This is a genomic window from Kosmotoga sp. (assembly GCF_982836095.1).
The window spans coordinates 22,653-22,947 of sequence record NZ_CEYIHJ010000012.1 but is presented as its reverse complement, the minus strand read 5'-3'; the positions used below and the strand labels follow the sequence as shown (position 1 = coordinate 22,947).

The following is a 295-nucleotide window of genomic DNA, read 5'->3' as shown; positions in this document are numbered from 1 at the left end:
CCCTGTTGTGAACGTAGATCACCTGGCCACCTCGGTTTATCTCCCGCAACACAGCCGTTCTTATCAGCTTTTCATTTTTTGGCCCAACGTAAGTCTCCGCCCCTACCCTACCGACCGGTGGAGTCGCAATAATCGATAGTTCTCTAAGACCAGATAACGCCATATAGAGAGTTCTGGGGATAGGTGTAGCACTCATAGAAAGCAGGTGAACATTATGATAGTTTTCTTTTATCTTTTCTTTTTGTTTTACACCAAACTTATGCTCTTCATCCACAATAACAACACCAAGATTTTT

The 295-nt window shown here is 43.1% G+C and carries 1 protein-coding gene; it reads right to left on the bottom strand.

Annotated elements, in window-relative coordinates:
• Nucleotides 1–295, bottom strand: a 295-nt coding sequence (locus AC3LHT_RS01925; RefSeq protein ID WP_488661796.1) for a DEAD/DEAH box helicase family protein, incomplete at both ends; no start/stop codon positions are given.